Raw genomic sequence first — 15966 nt, forward strand, 5'->3', positions numbered from 1 at the left:
CGGAAACGCCGGCCGTAGCGCCGGCCGCATCCGCGGCGGCACCGGCGCCGCAGGCAGCGGAACGTCCGCGCCGCAGCCGCCAGGCCGCCGTTGCCGCCGGCGGCGCCTCCGAATACCGCGTCAAGCCGGGCGACAGCCTGGGCCGCATCGCCGCCCAGCTCAAGCCGGTCGACGTCTCGCTCGACATGATGCTGGTGGCGCTGTACCGCGCCAATCCGGACGCCTTCGTCGGCAACAACATGAACCGCCTGAAGTCGGGCCGCATCCTGTCGGTGCCGTCCGTCGACAGCGTGCAGGGGCTGAACGACGGCGAGGCCCATGGCGTGGTGGTCGCGCATGCGGCCGACTTCAACGCCTACCGCAACAAGCTGGCCGGCCAGGTCGGCAATGCGGAACCGGTCAAGACCCCGCAGGCCGGCCAGAGCGCCGGCGGCAAGATCACCGCCAAGGTCGAGGAACGCCCGACCGCCGCCAACGAGTCCCAGGACCAGCTGCGCCTGTCGAAGGCGCCGGCCGCGGGGCTTGCCACCGGCAAGGGTGCTGCCACGAGCACCGAGGACGCCATCGCCAGGCAGCGCGAGCTGGAAGAAGCCCAGCGCCGCGTGAAGGAACTGGAACGCAACGTCAGCGATCTCGAGAAGCTGGCTACCGTCAAGAGCAAGGGCGGCGCCGAGGCCCAGCAGAACGCCGCCGCATCGGCGCCGGCTGCTCAGGCTCCGGCTCCGGCCCACGAAGCGCCGCACGACCAGCCGGCGCAGAAGAAGCTGGCGACCATCAAGCCGGCCGCCAAGCCCGCGCCGAAACCGGAGCCGGGCCTGCTCGACTTCATCATGGACAACCTGCCGCTGGTCGGCGGCGGCGCGGCCGTGCTGCTGCTCGGCGGCCTGCTGGCTGCCCAGCGCCGCAAGAAGAAAGTGGTCAAGACCGTGGCCGAGCCCTCGGTCATGGGCGTGCCGACCGAGCCGGCGCACTCGCTGTTCGCCGAGACGGGCGGCCAGAGCATCGACACCAGCAACAGCGTGTTCAATTCCAGCTTCGCGCCGTCGGCCAGCCAGCTCGATACCAACGAGGTCGATCCGGTGGCCGAAGCCGACGTCTACATCGCCTATGGCCGCGACGCCCAGGCCGAAGAGATCCTGAAGGAAGCCCTGCGCACCCATCCGGAACGCTACCCGGTGCGCCTGAAGCTGCTCGAGATCTACGCCGCCCGCAAGGACCAGCGCGCCTTCGAAACTCAGGCCGGGGAGCTGTACAGCATGACCCGCGGCCAGGGCGAGGAGTGGGCGCAGGCCGCCGCGCTGGGCCTGTCCATCGATCCGCTGAACCCGCTGTACGCGACCGGCGCCGCCCAGGTCGACACCGCCGCGGCGCCGGCCCCGGACGCCCACGTATCGCTGTCGAAGGACTTCGACGATGTCTTCGGCGCCGCCGACCTGACCGCCACCCCGGCGCCGGCTCCCGCCCATGAGCCGATGAGCTTCGAGCAGCACTTCGCCGGCGCGATGGGCACGGCACAGCCGGCCGCCCAGCTTGACACCTTCGCCCCGGCCGCCGCGCCGGCCCCGGCCGAGGACGAGCACACCCTGGACTTCGACCTCGGCGGCCTGGCCTTCGAGCCGGTGCAGGCCGAGGAGCCGAAGCCGGTCCAGGCGCACGACGACGGCCACGTGCTCGACTTCGACATGGGTGGTTTGGATGCCGCACCGGTCGAGGCCACCGCAGCCACGGCGCCGGCCGAGGAGCCGCTCGACTTCTCCTTCGACATGGACTTCGGCGCCCCGGCCGCGAACCCGGTGCCGCAGCCGGCAGTCCAGCCGCTCGAGACCGCGGAAGACCTGCCGTTCGGCGACTTCGACCTGGGCGACACCATCCCAGGCGCCGGCGCGGCATCGGAGATAGCCGCGGCGCCCGCCGACGCGCACAACGAATTCGCGAACAGCGACTTCGACATGGCCAACCTGGCCAAGGAATTCGACCTGCCGCCGCTGCCCGCCGCGCCGGAAGAGACCAGCCCGGCCACCGAGCTAAAGGATCCGTTGTTCGACCTCGACACGATGGACTTCGGCCTGGCCGACGAGGTCAAGCCGGCCGCGGTGGAATCGGCCGCGCCGGTTGCCGATCCGGCGCCCGCGCTGTCGCTGGAAGACGAACTGTTCGGCCTGCCCGAGCTGCCCGCCGCGACCCCGGCCCCGGTCGAAACCGCCGAGTACGCGCCGCACGGCATGCTGGAGCCGGTGAAGGTCGAGCCGGCCTTCGACCTGGGCGGCTTCGACCTCGACCTGCCGGGAGAGGCTGCGTCGCCGCAGCTCGAGACGGTGGCGGCGCCGGCCGAGATGTCGGCCACGCACATGGAGATGGAAACCAAGCTGGACCTGGCCATCGCCTACCAGGAAATCGGCGACAAGGAGGGGGCGCGTGAGCTGCTCGAAGAAGTCATCAAGGGCGGCAGCGGCGAACAGGTCTCCAAGGCCAACGCGATGCGCGCCCAGCTTGTGTGAGGCCGGCTGAGTGACAAGAATTGCCCTGGGTGTCCAGTACATCGGCACCGCCTGGAACGGTTATCAGAAACAGCCTTCGCGCGACACGGTCCAGGACCAGCTGGAGATCGCGCTCGAGAAGTTTGCCTGCACCAGGCTCGCCACCACCTGCGCCGGCCGCACCGACGCCGGCGTGCACGCGATCGAGCAGGTCGTCCACTTCGACACGGAACTCGACCGCGCAACGCAATCCTGGGTGCGCGGCACCAACGCCTTCCTGCCGGATTCGATCGTGGTGCGCTGGGCGCACGTGGTCGAGCCCGACGCGGAAGGCCAGGATTTCCACGCCCGCTTCTCGGCCCGCTCGCGCACCTACCACTACGTGCTGTACAACCATCCGAACCCGTCGGCCCTGCTGGCAGGACGCGCCGGCTGGGTGTTCCGCCCGCTGGACGTCGAGCGCATGGTTGACGCGGCGCAGCACCTGATCGGCACCCACGACTTCAGCAGCTTCCGCGCCTCCGGCTGCCAGGCGAATTCGCCGGTCAAGCAGATGCACGAGGTGAGCATTGTGCGCCACGGCGACGTCATCGTGTTCACGGTGCGCGCCTCCGCCTTCCTGCATCACATGGTCCGCAACATCGTCGGCTCGCTGATCTACGTGGGCACCGGCCGCAACGAGCCGGGCTGGATGGCCGAGGTCCTGGCCGCCCGCTCGCGCGACGCCGCGGCGCCGACCTTCATGCCGGACGGTTTGTATCTTGCTACAATCGACTACGATCCGAAGTGGGGCTTGCCTCAAGAGGCGACTCCACCCTTGCCTTGGCTGTAGGGTGGGCACTCCGTGCCCGCGCGTAGGCCAGCATCACGCTAACCTCACACGTGGGCTCGGCGAGCCCACCCTACAATAATGACCCGTACCCGCATCAAAATCTGCGGCATCACCCGCGAACAGGACCTGCGCGCCGCGGTCGCTGCCGGTGCCGACGCCATCGGCTTCGTCTTCTACCCGAAGAGCCCGCGCTACATCGCGCCCGAACAGCTGGCTGCGCTGGCGTCCGCCATGCCGCCCTTCGTCAGCGGCGTCGGCCTGTTCGTGAACGCCGGCGTGGAGCAGGTGCGCGAAGCGGTCGATGCCGGCCCGATCGCGCTGCTGCAGTTCCACGGCGACGAAACCGCCGAGCAGTGCGCGGCGATCGCGGCCGCGGTCAAGCGTCCCTTCGTGCGGGCCTACCGCGTGAAACCTGACACCAGCGCCCTGGATTTGATAGAATCGGAAGCTCAATACCGCGCCGCCAGCGCCTGGTTCTCGGGCCTCCTGCTCGATACCTGGGTCGATGCCTACGGCGGCGCAGGAAAGGTCTTCGATTGGTCTCTTATCCCAAAAGAGCTCGCGCCTCGGGTCGTTTTGAGTGGTGGCTTGAGCGTGCAAAACGTGACTGGCGCGGTGATGCGCGTACGTCCCTTTGCGGTCGACATCAGTAGCGGTGTCGAGGAAAGCAAGGGGATCAAGGATGCCCGCAAGATAGCCGCGTTCGTCGACGCGGTGCGGGCTGCCGATGCATCACCCGAAACGAGCGAGTCACACCATGAAGGAAGCACCTGAAAAGAACAGCGCCAAGGCCCTGTTCAAGACCCCTGAATATCAACTGCCGGACGCCTCCGGCCACTTCGGTCCCTACGGCGGCAGCTTCGTCGCCGAGACCCTCAGCCACGCCCTGGCCGAGCTGAACGAAGCCTATGCGCGCTACAGCCAGGATCCGGAGTTCCTCGAAGAATTCCGCTACGAGCTGGCGCACTTCGTCGGCCGTCCGTCGCCCGTCTACCACGCCAAGCGCTGGTCGCAACAGGGCTCGGTTGGCAAGCTCGGTGCGCAGATCTTCTTCAAGCGCGAAGACCTGAACCACACCGGCGCCCACAAGATCAACAACGTGATCGGCCAGGCCCTGCTTGCCAAGCGCATGGGCAAGCCGCGCATCATCGCCGAGACCGGCGCCGGCCAGCACGGCGTCGCCACCGCCACCATCTGCGCGCGCTTCGGCCTCGAATGCGTGATCTACATGGGCAGCGAAGACGTCAAGCGCCAGGCCCAGAACGTCTACCGCATGAAGCTGCTGGGCGCGACCGTCGTACCGGTGGAAAGCGGCTCGAAGACCCTGAAGGACGCGCTCAACGAAGCCATGCGCGACTGGGTCACCAACATCGAAAACACCTTCTACATCATCGGCACGGTGGCCGGCCCGCACCCCTATCCGATGATGGTGCGCGACTTCCAGTCCGTGATCGGCGAGGAATGCCGCGTGCAGATGCCGCAGATGACCGGCCGCCAGCCGGACTATGTGGTCGCCTGCATCGGCGGCGGCTCGAACGCGATGGGCATCTTCTATCCCTACATCGACGAAGCCGGCGTCAAGCTGGTCGGCGTCGAGGCGGCGGGCGAGGGCATCGACAGCGGCAAGCACGCGGCTTCCCTCAGCGCCGGCTTCCCCGGCGTCCTGCACGGCAACCGCACCTACCTGCTGCAGGACGAGAACGGCCAGATCATCGAGACCCATTCCGTCTCGGCCGGCCTGGATTATCCGGGCGTCGGTCCCGAACACGCATGGCTGAAGGACATCGAGCGCGCCCAGTACGTCTCGATCACCGATGAGGAAGCGCTGCAGGCCTTCCACGACTGCTGCCGCATCGAGGGCATCATCCCGGCGCTGGAATCCTCGCACGCGATCGCGTACGCGGCCAAGCTGGCGCCGACGCTCGCCAATGACCAGATCATCCTGGTGAACCTGTCCGGCCGCGGCGACAAGGACATGCACACGGTCGCGCAGCGCGCCGGCCTGAACTTCGGTTGATGGGGAGACGAACATGTCCAGAATCGCACAGACTTTCGACACCCTGAAACAGCAGGGCAGGACCGGCCTCGTCACCTTCGTCACGGCCGGCGACCCGGGTCCTGACCTCACCGTGCCGATCATGCACGCCCTGGTGGCCGGCGGCGCCGACGTGCTGGAACTCGGCGTCCCGTTCTCCGACCCGATGGCCGAAGGCCCGGTGATCCAGCGCGCCTGCGAACGCGCGCTGATCTTCGGCATCAGCATGAACGACGTCTTCGACTACGTGCTTGAATTCCGCAAGACCGACCAGCGCACGCCGGTGGTCCTGATGGGCTATGCCAACCCGATCGAGCGCATGGGTCCTTCGGAATTCATCCGCCGCGCGCAAGCCGCGGGCGCCGACGGCGCCATCGTGGTCGATTATCCGCCGGAAGAATGCGAAGCCTTCGCGGCCGAGATGAAGGCGAACGACCTCGACCTGATCTTCCTGCTGGCCCCGACCTCGACGGTCGAGCGCGTGAAGCAGGTGGCGCGCCACGGCGGCGGTTTCAGCTACTACGTCTCGCTGAAAGGCGTGACCGGCGCCGGCGGCATCGACACGGCAGACGTCGCGCGCCGCGTGGCGGCGATCCGCGAGCATGTGAAACTGCCGATCGGCGTCGGCTTCGGCATCCGCGATGCGCAGACGGCGAAGTCGGTGGCGGCGGTGGCGGATGCGGTGGTGATCGGCAGCCGCATCATCCAGGAGCTGGAGAACACGCCGAAGGAAAAAGGTCCGGAGGCCGTGCGGGCTTTCGTCGCCGGCATCCGCGCTGCGCTCGACGGCAAGTAAGCGGGATCTATTTGCAGCAAACAGACCGGGGCCACGCGCCCCGGTTTTTCGTTCTGTCTCAGGCGTCCCCGCCGGCCGTGAATTTGCGGGTCAGTACCCAGAACGCCAGCGCCGCCAGGCTGACGCCGGCGCCGAGCAGGCACACGCCGCGCCAGCCCGCGCCCGCATAGCTGGCCGTCGAGGCCAGGGCGCCGATCCCGCTTCCGACCGCATAGAACAGCATGTAGGCGCCGACGAGGCGGCTGTGCGCTTCGGGCGAGGCGCGAAAAATCAGGCTCTGGTTGGTGACGTGGATCGCCTGGCCGCCGAGGTCGAGCAGGACGATGCCGCCGATCAGCGCCCACAGCGAGCTGTCCATCCAGGCCAGCGGCAACCATGCGACCGCCAGCACCAGCAGGGCGGCGGCGCTGACCGGCCCTTCGTGGCCGCGGTCCGCCAGCCGGCCGGCCCAGATCGCGGCGAGTGCGCCGGCCGCGCCCGCGAGCCCGAAGGCGCCGATGGCGGTGTGCGACAAGCCATACGGTGGAGCGCTCAGCGGCAACACGAGGGCGCTCCAGAAGATGTTCAGGACGGCGAACATCAGCAAGGCCAGCATGCCACGGACCTGGAGTGTCCGGTCGCGCCCCAGGCGCGTGAACATGGAGGCGATCAGGCTCCGGTAGCGCATCGTGCTTCGTGCGGCGCCGAGTGCCGGCAAGCCGCGCCACAGCAGGGCCGCCAGCACAAGGGTCAGCGCGGCCGAGCACAGGTACACGCTGCGCCACCCGGCGAGATCGCTGATGCCGCCGGCCAGCACGCGCGCCAGCAGCAGGCCGATGAAGACGCCGCCCTGGGCCGTGCCGACGACCCGTCCGCGTTCCTCGTCGGCCGCGGCGCTGGCGGCATACGAGATCAGCCCCTGCGTCATGGCGGTGCCGAACAGGCCGGTCAGCAGCATCGCCGCCAGCAGGATCGCGCTGGTCCTCGCCGTCCCGACGGCGACCAGGGCCGCGGCCAGCATCAGCGCCTGCGCCAGCATCAGGCGGCGGCGCTCGATCAGGTCGCCCAGCGGGACGACCAGCAGCAGGGCGAGGGCGCAGCCGGCCTGGGTGGCGGTGACGATGCTGCCGACGGCCGCGCCGGGAATGGCGAACTCGCGCGCCAGCGCGTCCAGCAAGGGCTGGGCGTAGTAGACGTTGGCCACGCTCAGGCCGGCGGCGCAGGCGAACAGCAGGACGGTGGCACGCGGCAGGGTGATGTGCGGAAGGGAAGCGCCCATGCGGTTTCTCCAGGTTGGATTCATTTTTGGTTTCAAATTGAAACCGTTTGCAGCTTAAGGCTTATGGTTTTAAAATGCAACCGACATCAACCTTCCCCTCCCGGCGAGATGAACCAACCGAATCCAGCCAATCCCGAGCCCTGTCCGGTGGCGCGCTCGGCGGGCATCGTCGCCGACCGCTGGTCGCTGCTGATCGTGCGCGATGCCTTCGACGGCGTGCGGCGCTTCAGCGACTTCCAGCGCAGCCTCGGCATCGCGCGGAACATCCTGTCCGACCGCCTGCACCGCCTGCTCGATGCCGGCATCCTCGCCATGCAGGCCGGCAGCGGCGGCGGCGCGCACCAGGAATACGTGCTGACGGCAAAGGGCCGGAGCCTGTTTCCGGTCGTGGTGGCCTTGCGCCAGTGGGGAGAGCACTATCTGTTCGGCGAAGGGGAAGCGCACTCCGAACTGGTCGAAACGAAGACCGGCAAGCCCCTGCGTGCCATGCTGCCCCTGGCGGACGATGGCCATGCGATTTCGGCCGACGAGACCGAGGTGCGCAAACTGAGACCGGCCGAAGCGCCGCAAGAACGATGAACAGGCGCAAACGCCTGACCTTCTGGGGCGCCCACGAAGACGACGACAGCCTGCCTCGCGCCGTCATGGCAGGGCGGAAGACCGTCACCGCCGACACCGTCGAGGACTACTACAAGCCCTACGGCGAATACGGCGACGGCAGCTACGCAGCGGGCGACCTGATCGAGGTCTACGACCTGAGGCAGCGGCTGCGCTGCCTGATCCGCGCGACCAAGGTGCAGCGCATCCTCTTCGGCGAGATTCCGGAAGAGGTATGGCGTGGCGAAGGATTCGCCAGCGCGCGCGAATTCCAGGACGTGCACATCGCCTGCCTGCCGCAATACGAGCTGCATGCGGATTTCGAATTCGTGACCCTGCACTTCGAACTTGTCGAAGTCATCAACCTTGCATAGAAGCTAAGGTCTTACCAGCAAGAATTCGACAAGCCGAACCTGAATCGGTACACTACGCGCAAATCCAGAATTGCCGCAAAGGAGAACACATGAGTTGGTTGGAAAAACTGCTGCCCCCCCGGATCCAGCGCTCCGATGCCGCCAAAAAGCAGACCATGCCCGAGGGCCTGTGGGTCAAGTGTCCGTCGTGCGAATCGGTGCTCTACCGTACCGACCTCGAATCGAACCTGCACGTCTGCCCGAAGTGCAGCCATCACATGCGCATCCGCGCCCGCGCGCGTCTCGACGCGCTGCTGGACGAAGGCGGCCGCTATGAGATCGGCCAGGACGCGCTGCCGGTCGACACCCTGAAGTTCAAGGACAGCAAGAAGTACCCCGACCGTCTCAAGCAGGCCATGGACGCCACCGGCGAAACCGATGCCATGATCGTGCAAGGCGGTTCGATCATGAGCCTGCCTGTCGTCGTCGCCTGCTTCGAATTCGAATTCATGGGCGGCTCGATGGGTTCCGTGGTCGGCGAGCGTTTCGCCCGCGGCGCCCAGGTGGCCCTGGAGCAGAAGGTGCCCTTCATCTGCATCACCGCCACCGGCGGCGCCCGCATGCAGGAAGGCCTGCTGTCGCTGCTGCAGATGGCCAAGACCACCGCGATGCTGACCAAGCTCTCCGAGAAGAAGCTGCCGTTCATCAGCGTGCTGACCGACCCGACCATGGGCGGCGTCTCCGCTTCCTTCGCCTTCATGGGCGACGTCGTGATCGCCGAACCGAAGGCCCTGATCGGCTTTGCCGGCCCGCGCGTGATCGAGAACACCGTGCGCGAAAAGCTGCCGGAAGGCTTCCAGCGCGCCGAGTTCCTGGTGCAGAAGGGCGCCATCGACATGATCGTCGACCGCCGCAAGATGCGCGAAGAGATCGCTCACCTGCTCGCCCTGCTGCAAAGCCAGCCGGCCGACGTCATCGCCTAAATCATCTTCCTGCGCGGCCGGATCACTCCTGCCGCGCGCCGTACTTTTCCCGCCATGTCCACATTACCGACCACCTTGCCCGACTGGCTGGCGCTGCTGGAGTCGCGCCATGCCGAAATCCACATCGACATGGGCCTGGACCGCGTACGCGCCGTCAAGGAGCGCATGCAGCTCGCCTTTTCCTGCCCCGTGATCATGGTGGCCGGCACCAACGGCAAGGGTTCCACCTGCGCCATGCTGGAAGCCATGCTGCTGCAGGGCGGCTACCGTACCGGCCTGTATATCAAGCCGCACTTCCTCGACTTTAACGAGCGCGCCCGCATCAACGGCGAGATGGCCAGCGACGAAGCCCTGGTGTCCGCCTTCGACGTGGTCGAAGCGGCGCGCGGCGACGTCGACCTGACCTATTTCGAGTTCACCACGCTGGCCATCATGCACCTGCTGGCCACCAGCGAGATCGACGTCGCCATCCTCGAAGTCGGCCTGGGCGGACGCCTCGACGCCGTCAACGTGATCGACGCCGACGTCTCCATCGTCACCAGCATCGACATCGACCACAAGGACTACCTGGGCGAGACGCGCGAAGAGATCGGCTTCGAGAAGGCCGGCATCTTCAGGCCGGGCAAGCCGGCGATCTGCAGCGATCCGCAGCCGCCGGCCTCTCTCATCAAGCATGCCGAGGACGTCAAAGCCGACCTGTGGCTGATCGGCCGCGACTTCAACTACCAGGGCGACAAGCAGCAGTGGGCCTTCGGCGGCCGTTCGCAGCGCCGCAACTCGCTGGCCTATCCGGCCCTGCGCGGCGCCAACCAGCTGCTGAACGCCTCGGCCGCACTGGCCGCGCTGGAATCGCTGCGCCTGCGGCTGCCGGTGGGCGCGCAGGAAGTGCGCGCCGGCCTCGCCATGGTCGAGCTGCCGGGCCGTTTCCAGGTGCTGCCGGGCCGTCCGACCACGGTGCTGGACGTGGCCCACAATCCGCACGCGGCGGCGACCCTGGCCCAGAACCTGAGCAATATGGGCTACCACCGCTTCACCTACGCCGTGTTCGGCATCATGCAGGACAAGGACATCGACGCCGTCATCGAGCACATGGCGCCCTACGTCGACCACTGGTGCGTGACGGCGCTGCCGTCACCGCGTTCGGCCGATCCCGCGGAACTGGCGGCAAAGCTGGAGGCGAAGAAGCCGGCGGGCGTCAAACCGGACGAGTTTTCGGTAAAAACCTTCGCCGATCCGGGCGCGGCCTTCCAGGACGCAACAAGCCGGGCCGGACAGGATGATAGAATAGTGGTCTTTGGCTCGTTCCATACCGTGGCTGGCGTGATGGCGGCCCGTAAATCCTCTCTTCATTGACCTGACAACGCATGGGCTTGTTCTCGTTCTTCGGTAAAAACAAGCAAGGCCGCGCTGCCGAGGACAGCGGCCGTTTCTACAGCAAGGACGACGACGCCGCAATCGGCGAACGCGCCCGTTCCAAGCGTGCCTCCAGCGCGGGCGCCGTCGCCGGCAGCACGCGCGGACGCGGCACCGGCAACGACCCTTTGCTGCCCGAGAAGAAGCGGGCGCGGCGCCGCTTGGTGGGGGCTATCGCGCTGGCGCTGGCGGCCGCCGTCGGCCTGCCGATGCTGCTCGATTCCCAACCGAACAAGACGCTGGCAGGCGACATCGCGATCCAGATCCCGTCCAAGGACAAGGCGGTGCCGCTGCCGGTGCCGGCCGATCCCTCGGCTCCCGCCGCGCAAGCCGGACCGGCGAGCGCGCGCGACAGGACCGTGGCCGCCGTGGCCGCCGAGGACAGCGTCGGCAAGGACGAGGAAATCGTCCAGATGCCGCCGGTCTCGAAATCCGCGTCGAAACCCGCCGTGGCCGCCGCCGCGAAGCCGCAGGGCGCGGCCGAGCTGCCCAAGCCCGAACACAAGCCCGAACACAAGCCGGAGCCGCCCAAGCCGAAGGCCGAGCCGAAGCAGGAAGCCAGGCCCGAACACAAGCCGGAACCCAGGCCCGAGCACAAGCCGGCCGAGAAGGCCGACAAGCCGGTCAAGCCGAAGAGCGAAGACAAGCCGAAGCTCGAGGACAAGCCCGTCAAGCCGCGCGACGACGTGCGTGCCCTCGCCATCCTCGAAGGGAAGGGCGCGGACAAGACCGACAAGGCCGAGAAGGACAAACAGCCGGCCGACGCCGGCTCGCAGAAATTCGTGGTGCAGGTCGCGGCGCTGTCGAGCCAGGAAAAGGCCGCCGAACTGCAGGCGAAACTGCATGGCGCCGGCATCAATTCGCACACCGAAAAGGCCGGCGAACTGATCAAGGTGAAGATCGGCCCCCTGAGCAAGGACGAGGCCGAGAAAGTGCGCGCCAAGCTGGGCCGCATCGGCCTGTCGGGCTTCATGACCCCTGTTTGAAGCCGTGACGATTTTCGATTACATCGTCCTGTTCATCCTGATCTCGTCGGTCGTCATCAGCACCATGCGTGGGCTGGTGAAGGAAATCCTGTCCCTGGTGAGCTGGGTCGCAGCCTTCGTGGTGGCGAACGCCTTCGGTGCGAAGCTGGCGCCCATGCTACCATCGGTGGTTCCGGGCGAGTCGCTGAGGCTGATCCTTGCTTTCGTTGCACTATTCCTGGGCGTACGTGTACTGATGGGCCTGCTGGCCCTGGCGATCGGCGCGCTGATCGAGGCTTCCGGCCTCTCGCTGGCCGACCGCGGACTCGGCGGCCTGTTCGGACTGGGCCGGGGGATTGTAATCGTGCTGGCCGGCGTCATATTGTGTGGGATGACTTCCATTCCCCAACAGGCTTTCTGGAAAAACGCGTTGCTCTCTCCCATGGCGGAAACCGGGGCGCGCACGGTCAAGCCTTTCTTGCCGGCTGCCTTCGCGCAGCACGTGCAGTATTAATTTTTCATTATCAGCTGTTTAGGAGCGCACCATGTGTGGCATCGTCGGCGTCGTCTCGCAAGCCCCCGTCAACCAGTTGCTGTATGACGCATTGCTGCTGCTGCAGCATCGCGGCCAGGATGCGGCCGGTATCGCAACCAACCATAGCAGCATGTTCTCGATGTACAAGGCCAACGGCCTGGTGCGCGACGTGTTCCGCACCCGTAACATGCGCTCGCTGATGGGTAATTCCGGCATCGGCCACTGCCGCTACCCGACCGCCGGCTCGTCCAGCGAAGAGGAGGCGCAGCCGTTCTATGTGAACGCGCCGTTCGGCATCACGCTGGCGCACAACGGCAACCTGACCAACCAGGCCCAGCTCAAGGACGAGCTGTTCCGCATCGACCGCCGCCACGTGAACACCGGTTCCGATTCGGAAGTGCTGCTGAACGTGCTGGCCCACGAGATCCAGACCGCCGCCGACGGCTACTCGCTGGATCCGGATGCCATCTTCAAGGCGGTTGCCATGGTGCACAAGCGCGTGCGCGGCGCCTATGCCGTGATCGCCCAGATCTCCGGCCACGGCCTGCTGGCCTTCCGCGACCCCTTCGGCATCCGTCCGCTGTGCCTGGGCGTGAACGAGACTGAGAACGGCCCCGAATACCTGGTCGCCAGCGAATCGGTGGCGCTCGAGGGCCTGGGCTTCCGCTTCGTGCGCGACATCGCGCCGGGCGAGGCGGTCTTCATCGACGACGCCAGCCAGCTGCATTCGCGCCAGTGCGCCGAGAACCCGTCGCTGAATCCCTGCGCCTTCGAATACGTCTACCTGGCCCGTCCTGACTCCGTCATCGACGGCGCCTCGGTCTACGCGACCCGCCTGCGCATGGGCGAATACCTTGCCGACAAGATCCGCGAGGAGATCCCGGTCGAGGAAATCGACGTCGTGATGCCGATCCCGGACTCCTCGCGTCCGGCCGCGATCCAGCTGGCGCTGAAACTGGGCGTCGAGTACCGCGAAGGCTTCATCAAGAACCGCTACATCGGCCGCACCTTCATCATGCCGGGCCAGGGCATGCGCAAGAAGTCGGTGCGCCAGAAGCTGAACGCGATCGCTTCCGAGTTCAAGGACAAGAACGTGCTGCTGGTCGACGACTCGATCGTGCGCGGCACCACCAGCCGCGAGATCGTGCAGATGGCGCGTGAAGCGGGCGCCCGCAAGGTCTTCTTCGCCTCGGCCGCGCCGCCGGTGCTGTACCCGAACGTGTACGGCATCGACATGCCGACCCGCGACGAGCTGATCGCCCACGGCCGCACCGTGGAAGAGGTGTGCCGCGAGATCACGGCCGACCGCCTGGTCTACCAGGACATCGAGGCGCTGAAGAAATCGATCATGGACGTGAATCCGGCGCTGACCAGCGTCGAGGCGTCCTGCTTTGACGGCGTCTACATCACCGGCGACATCTCGCCGGAGTACCTGGACAGGCTGGAGAACCACCGCCACAAGAGCTCGGGCAAGTCGTCCGAGGATCTGGTGCGGACCCAGCTGAATCTGAACCCGCCGGTAGCGGCGGAGTAAATCACGTATCATCGTACGGGCGCCTCGGGCGCCCGTTTTCATTTGTACCGACACGATCATGAGCGACACGAACAACTACGGCTTCACCACCACCATCCTCCACAACGACCGCCGCAAGACCATCGAGCAGGGCTCGCTGCACAAGCCCATCCACACCTCGGTGGCCTTCGGCTATGGCGACGCGCGCCAGCTGGCCTCGGTCTTCCAGGGCAAGGAACCGGGCTTCCGCTACGGCCGCCAGGGCAACCCGACGGTGTCGGCGCTGGAAGACAAGATCACCAAGATGGAAGACGGCGTCGCCACCCTGTGCTTCGCCACCGGCATGGCAGCGATCGGCGCGCTGGCCCAGGCGCTGCTGAAGGAAGGCGACCACGTGGTCTCGTCCAGCTTCCTGTTCGGGAATACCAACAGCCTGTGGAACACGGTGGCGGGGCAGGGCACCGAGGTCTCCTTCGTCGATGCCACCGACGTCGCCAACGTCGAAGCGGCGCTGCAGCCCAACACGCGCCTGGTGTTCGTCGAGACCATCGCCAATCCGCGCACTCAGATCGCGGATCTCGCGCGCATCGGCGAGCTGTGCCGCCAGCGCGGCATCCTCTACGTGGTCGACAACACCATGACCACGCCCTGGCTGTTCCGCCCGAAGGCGGTCGGCGCCGGCCTGGTGGTCAATTCGCTGACCAAGTCGATCGGCGGCCACGGCATGGCGCTGGGCGGCGCCCTGACGGACACCGGCCTGTACGACTGGAGCGCCTATCCGAACATCGCGCCGAACTTCCGCAAGCAGCCGGCCAAGGCCCAGGGTATGGCCCAGCTGCGCGCCAAATCGCTGCGCGACTTCGGCGCCTCGCTGGCGCCGGAGGCCGCCCACCACATCGCCGTCGGCGCCGAGACCCTGGCCCTGCGCATGGACCGCACCTGCGCCAACGCGCTGGCGCTGGCGAAGATGCTGGAAGTCGACCAGCGCGTCGCCGCCGTCCACTACCCGGGCCTGCCTTCGCACCCGCAGCACGGCATCGCTACCAGCCTGTTCCGTGCCTACGGCTCGCTGTTTAGCTTCGAGCTGAAGGAGGGCATCGACTGCTTCGACTACCTGAACCGCCTGCAGATCGCGATCCCGGCCAGCAACCTGGGCGACACCCGCACCCTGGTGATCCCGGTCGCGCACACGATCTTCTTCGAGATGGGGCCGGAGCGCCGCGCCAGCATGGGCATCGCCGAATCCCTGATCCGGGTGTCGGTGGGCATCGAGGATACGGCGGACCTGCTGGCCGACTTCGGCAACGCGCTGGCCGACTGAACACGGCGTTTTATCCATAGCGAATTGTCATAAAACAAAGGCAAGTCTATGATCGCTCTCACCAATCATGTGGAGAGAGACGATGAAACGACTTGCATTTGCGGTGCTGATGCTGGCCGCCGGGATGGCCTGGGCCGGCGATCTCGGCGATGCCGAAAAAGCCTTGCGCGCCAAGGAATACGGCAAGGCCTTGCCGATCTACACGAAGCTGGCGAACGCCGGCAATGCCGAAGCGCAGTTCCGCCTGGGCGAAATGTACTGGTATGGCGACGGCACCGCGGTCGACATGGGCAAGTCGCAGGCCTGGCTGCAGAAGGCCGCAGCGTCCGGCCATGGCGGCGCGAAGGAGTCGCTGGCGGTCCTCAAGGAGCGCGAACAGCGTGCCGGCGACCTGGCTTACTGGACCGGCTACAAGGGCGATGACCTGGTGACGGGCAAGTACGCCTGCCCGATGCCGAAGATCCCGCAGGTGTCGAAGACCAATGAGGACATCAACCGGGTCAGCACCGCGATCGCGCAATGGGAAACCTGCTACAACGACTTCGTGGCCGGCGTGAACCAGGCGCCGCCGGGCGTCAAGCGCATCCCGGCCGACATCCTCAAGCTGATGAGCCCGCACGAAGCCGAGCAGGCCGCCTCCCGCATCGATGACGTCACGGTGGCCGTGATCAGCCGCCGCCAGGCCGAGGCGCTGAATTTCACCTCGGAGCGCGACGCCTGGTACACGGCAACCCAGTCCTTCGTGGCGGAATCGAATGCCAAGAGCGAGGCGAACAAGCGCCAGCTCGACGTCGAGAACCGGCGCGCGGCCGATGCCAGCAACGAATACAACCGCAGGGTCACGCAGGGCGCCACCTTTGCCCAGCCCGCGTCGACCGGCAAATAAGG

The 15966-nt window shown here is 66.9% G+C and carries 15 protein-coding genes; 14 read left to right on the forward strand and 1 reads right to left on the reverse strand.

Annotated elements, in window-relative coordinates:
- The 5 genes from AB4Z32_RS25975 to trpA form a co-directional block, all read left to right on the forward strand.
- Positions 1–2498, forward strand: a 2498-nt coding sequence (locus AB4Z32_RS25975; RefSeq protein ID WP_442124742.1) for a FimV/HubP family polar landmark protein, incomplete at its 5' end; no start/stop codon positions are given.
- A 10-nt stretch (positions 2499–2508) separates the two neighbouring features.
- Positions 2509–3309 (forward strand): tRNA pseudouridine(38-40) synthase TruA, encoded by an 801-nt coding sequence (truA, locus tag AB4Z32_RS25980; RefSeq protein ID WP_442124743.1) that lies wholly within the window; start codon positions 2509–2511, stop codon positions 3307–3309.
- Between the two features lie 78 nt (positions 3310–3387).
- Positions 3388–4083, forward strand: coding sequence for a phosphoribosylanthranilate isomerase (locus AB4Z32_RS25985; RefSeq protein WP_442124744.1), 696 nt, complete (start codon positions 3388–3390; stop codon positions 4081–4083).
- Positions 4067–5326, forward strand: a complete 1260-nt coding sequence (gene trpB / locus AB4Z32_RS25990) for a tryptophan synthase subunit beta (protein WP_442124745.1) — start codon at positions 4067–4069, stop codon at positions 5324–5326. The genes AB4Z32_RS25985 and trpB overlap by 17 nt, the downstream gene beginning before the upstream one ends.
- A gap of 13 nt (positions 5327–5339) precedes the next feature.
- Positions 5340–6140, forward strand: a complete 801-nt coding sequence (trpA, locus tag AB4Z32_RS25995) for a tryptophan synthase subunit alpha (protein ID WP_442124746.1) — start codon at positions 5340–5342, stop codon at positions 6138–6140.
- Between the two features lie 58 nt (positions 6141–6198).
- Here trpA and AB4Z32_RS26000 read toward each other — a convergent pair whose 3' ends face one another.
- On the reverse strand, positions 6199–7398 hold the full coding sequence (locus AB4Z32_RS26000) for an MFS transporter (protein WP_442124747.1): 1200 nt from the start codon (positions 7396–7398) through the stop codon (positions 6199–6201).
- 108 nt (positions 7399–7506) lie between these two features.
- Between AB4Z32_RS26000 and AB4Z32_RS26005 the strand changes: the two genes are divergently transcribed.
- The 9 genes from AB4Z32_RS26005 (at position 7507) to AB4Z32_RS26045 (ending at position 15964) form a co-directional block, all read left to right on the forward strand.
- The gene (locus AB4Z32_RS26005) at positions 7507–7977 is read left to right on the forward strand and encodes a winged helix-turn-helix transcriptional regulator (protein WP_442124748.1); all 471 of its coding nucleotides are present in this window, start codon (positions 7507–7509) and stop codon (positions 7975–7977) included.
- Positions 7974–8369, forward strand: coding sequence for an ASCH domain-containing protein (locus AB4Z32_RS26010; protein ID WP_442124749.1), 396 nt, complete (start codon positions 7974–7976; stop codon positions 8367–8369). Before AB4Z32_RS26005 ends, AB4Z32_RS26010 begins: the two co-directional genes overlap by 4 nt.
- Positions 8370–8458: 89 nt before the next feature.
- Entirely contained in the window at positions 8459–9331 is an 873-nt protein-coding gene (accD, locus tag AB4Z32_RS26015; protein WP_442124750.1) for an acetyl-CoA carboxylase, carboxyltransferase subunit beta, read from the forward strand.
- Positions 9332–9385: 54 nt separating this feature from the next.
- Entirely contained in the window at positions 9386–10684 is a 1299-nt protein-coding gene (folC, locus tag AB4Z32_RS26020; protein ID WP_442124751.1) for a bifunctional tetrahydrofolate synthase/dihydrofolate synthase, read from the forward strand.
- An 11-nt stretch (positions 10685–10695) separates the two neighbouring features.
- Positions 10696–11730, forward strand: a complete 1035-nt coding sequence (locus AB4Z32_RS26025) for an SPOR domain-containing protein (RefSeq protein ID WP_442124752.1) — start codon at positions 10696–10698, stop codon at positions 11728–11730.
- Positions 11731–11734: 4 nt separating this feature from the next.
- Positions 11735–12223, forward strand: a complete 489-nt coding sequence (locus tag AB4Z32_RS26030) for a CvpA family protein (protein ID WP_442124753.1) — start codon at positions 11735–11737, stop codon at positions 12221–12223.
- A 31-nt stretch (positions 12224–12254) separates the two neighbouring features.
- Positions 12255–13778 carry an amidophosphoribosyltransferase gene (gene purF, locus AB4Z32_RS26035; RefSeq protein WP_442124754.1) on the forward strand — a complete coding sequence of 508 codons (1524 nt, stop codon included), beginning with the start codon at positions 12255–12257 and terminating at the stop codon, positions 13776–13778.
- A 58-nt stretch (positions 13779–13836) separates the two neighbouring features.
- Positions 13837–15078 (forward strand): cystathionine gamma-synthase family protein, encoded by a 1242-nt coding sequence (locus AB4Z32_RS26040; protein ID WP_442124755.1) that lies wholly within the window; start codon positions 13837–13839, stop codon positions 15076–15078.
- Between the two features lie 82 nt (positions 15079–15160).
- Positions 15161–15964, forward strand: coding sequence for a tetratricopeptide repeat protein (locus AB4Z32_RS26045; protein WP_442124756.1), 804 nt, complete (start codon positions 15161–15163; stop codon positions 15962–15964).
- Positions 15965–15966 lie beyond the last annotated feature (2 nt).

The organism is Massilia sp. 2TAF26 (assembly GCF_052115005.1).
Taxonomy (GTDB): Bacteria; Pseudomonadota; Gammaproteobacteria; order Burkholderiales; family Burkholderiaceae_D; genus Telluria.